The sequence below is a fragment of the Aporhodopirellula sallentina SM41 genome (assembly GCF_000346505.1).
Lineage (GTDB): Bacteria > Planctomycetota > Planctomycetia > Pirellulales > Pirellulaceae > Rhodopirellula > Rhodopirellula sallentina.
On record NZ_ANOH01000025.1, the window covers coordinates 1 to 2,861 of the forward strand.

At 54.1% G+C, this 2,861-nt stretch carries 5 protein-coding genes; all 5 read left to right on the top strand.

Features of this window, described 5'->3' with window-relative positions; genetic code table 11:
* Window positions 1-626: hypothetical protein (locus tag RSSM_RS34405; RefSeq protein ID WP_044300492.1), on the top strand; the 626-nt coding region annotated here is incomplete at its 5' end.
* Window positions 627-664: 38 nt separating this feature from the next.
* Window positions 665-1,021, top strand: coding sequence for a hypothetical protein (locus RSSM_RS01260; protein ID WP_044300493.1), 357 nt, complete (start codon window positions 665-667; stop codon window positions 1,019-1,021).
* A gap of 144 nt (window positions 1,022-1,165) precedes the next feature.
* Entirely contained in the window at window positions 1,166-1,426 is a 261-nt protein-coding gene (locus tag RSSM_RS01265; protein ID WP_008673633.1) for a DUF4160 domain-containing protein, read from the top strand.
* Window positions 1,427-1,431: 5 nt separating this feature from the next.
* Window positions 1,432-1,689 (top strand): DUF2442 domain-containing protein, encoded by a 258-nt coding sequence (locus RSSM_RS32065; RefSeq protein ID WP_008673634.1) that lies wholly within the window; start codon window positions 1,432-1,434, stop codon window positions 1,687-1,689.
* Window positions 1,690-2,385: 696 nt separating this feature from the next.
* On the top strand, window positions 2,386-2,613 hold the full coding sequence (locus RSSM_RS01280) for a hypothetical protein (protein WP_144059484.1): 228 nt from the start codon (window positions 2,386-2,388) through the stop codon (window positions 2,611-2,613).
* Window positions 2,614-2,861: the final 248 nt, after the last annotated feature.

Genomic DNA, 2,861 nt, shown 5'->3' on the forward strand with positions numbered 1-2,861 from the left:
CGTTCGCCCAACTGAGCAACTCACCTCATCTGCTCATGCCAAATCCATACGAACCGTCAACGTTGAAGCCTAGCGGCATTCTGGCTGATGCCGGAAGTCGATCGCCTGCCGCACTGCCAATCTACAAATGGGGCCTCGCACTGATCGGTGTCGCACTGTACTGCTCAACCCCGTGGCGAGAGAAACATTTCTTTTACACCATCGCGAACAACGAAGGGTTTGGTACGACCACCGATTCGGTTGCCGTTGGAATTGCTGGATCGGTGATTTCAACCGCATTGCTCTTTCCCGTCGCCGTCGCCCTAATTGGCATCGGTATTAGGCGGTCCACTCGGATTCAGTTGTTTCCCCGTTTCGATCGCTTCACGTACGGGTGGGGCATATTCGCAACCATTGTCTTGATCGGCATGTTGCTTATTGAATCCGGATATGTGACCTATTCGATGCGGTACTCACATCACATCGGCACGCTGATCCGTTCATGCGTCTATATTGGCTTCATGTATTTGTGGTGGTGTTGCTCGCTCTGTCACAGGCAACCTAAGCAAATGGGCGAACCATGCGATGCAACGGAGCCGGGCTTGCGCGGTTTCACGAATGGACAATCAACTTTCCCGGCCCGCTGATCGCCGCCGTTCCCCGACTGAGATTGCCAGCTCGTTTGATGCGTAAACGTTTCACCATCAAAACTGCGCTAATCTTAACAGCGATTGCCGCGGTCGTGTGCTGTTTTGGTCCACGCCTGTATCGACGCACGAAATACATCAACCACTATCATCGCCTTACGGAACAAGCCGCGAAATGGAAGCGTCAGCCGCATCACGCTGAAGGGTACACTTACCAAGCTGGCAATGGGGTCTGGCTAATGGTCTCAACTGCCGAGCACAAGGTTGCGGACGACTATTCGACGGCCACATACGCTGGTGCAACGCCTGACCCAAAGCGATTCTTCGTTGTGCCGCCCGGTAAATGGGTGGATTCGATTGACGACGTATTTGCGACATGGGACAATTACGATTGATCCCTGTCTCTGCTCTACGTACCGGGGAACCATGGGTTGCAACGGAGGCCGCGACCTGACGTTTTTGAAATGGTGAGTCACTCGCGCGGCCCCGCTGAACCCGACCGTTATCCGGTAGTAGGAGGTGTGTGGTAGACTGCGGCGATGCCACGTATATCCGAATTTTACGGCATCGCCGTCTACATCTACTATCGCGACCACAATCCGCCGCACTTTCACGCGATCTACGGCGATTCCGAAGCAATCGTCGAAATTCGCACAGGTGCTATACTGGAGGGTAGGTTGCCTCGCCGTGCCGCAAAACTTGTTGGCGAATGGTGCGAGCTTCACCGCGACGCCCTGTTTGCGGACTGGGCTCTTGCCGAGGCACAGCAACCATTACTGCCAATCGAACCGCTGGATTGACGATAATGATACTGCACATTCTCAACGCTGAACTTGCTGGTCCAACCTCTCTCTCTGTTCGTTTTAGCGACGGATGCGACGCAACGGTGGACCTTCTGCCGCTGCTGAGTGGTCCAATGTTCGAGCCGCTTCTTAACCCAACTGTCTTCGCGCAGTTCACACTCGATCCGGTATGCAAAACAATCTGCTGGCCCAATGGTGCGGACTTGGCTCCAGAGGCAATCCGATCGTTGGTTCCGACCGGCCAGGAAATCGGTGGATAACCATGCGTTGATACGGAGCGGGCGAGATTACGTTTGAGATGGTTAATCCAACGCGCCCGCCCGCATAACGCTACCGTTATGCGAATGACTCTGCGGTTTCCGACCGTTACTCACTGAACGATTTTGGTAGCTTCGCTTCAAACTTCGACTTGATGGATACTCGATCGCGGCGTACCGATCGCAGGCCGGGAATTTCGCGGATCCGATCCGATCGTTTCTATGATCGGAACGTCGCGATCGTCCGGGTGTTGGCCACGTTATTGTTGGCGAACAATGAACGCGGATGACTTCGATTGAAACCTTGGATTTTCAAACTGCCGATTTGGGCAAAACGATTGTCGATGACGGCGGTCTGGGTTTTGAATGGCTCGACATCGTCAATCCATTTGCCCATCGGCGGATGTTGGATAATTCGCGTTGTGTCGATGCGCGCTCGTTGCTCGGACCTCCTTCGGCACACTAGAATTGGCGGTCAGGTGATACTTCACTGGATGATCGGACTTGCCGAACATTCCATGCATAACCATCGCATGCAACGGAGCGGCGGTGGAGAGGTTTTACCAATGGACGCTCAACTCCCGCCGCCCGCTGATGCGTGACGTTCGTCGATGGGATTAAACCAACGAGCGTCACTTGATTTGACTCGCAACTTCTCTCAGCTCTACCGATCACACAACATGCACCATGGAACAAGAAATGAGTAAACCACTTAGTCCGAAATCTGCTGGCCTTCTCGGTACGCTGCTAACGCTCTTTGGCGCTGGCGGAATACTCGGGGCATTGCCGCAACAATCGAATGGTGGCGTCGCAGCGTTGATAATTATCTCGGCCTGTTTTCTCGTGCTTGGAACCTGGATTTGCACTACTGTTAAGCTCAAGAATCCGGGCATTGGTGACGACGCTGTTGCCGACAGCATTCAGTGACTCCTTGATTGGATGGTGAGATTACGCCAAAGAATTGCCGACAAGGCGACGAACCATCGGTTGCAACGGAGGCCGCGAGTTGACCTTTTTGAAATGGTGCGTCGCTCGCGCGGCCCCGCTGAACCGTGACGTTACCCGACCGACCAATGTTTCGCCTCGTACGCAACTGTATCCCGTTCGCTTTGATTGCACTCTTGTCAGGGTGCAACGAGCCACTCGCACCTTCAGTGAACACGAACGGTCCAACT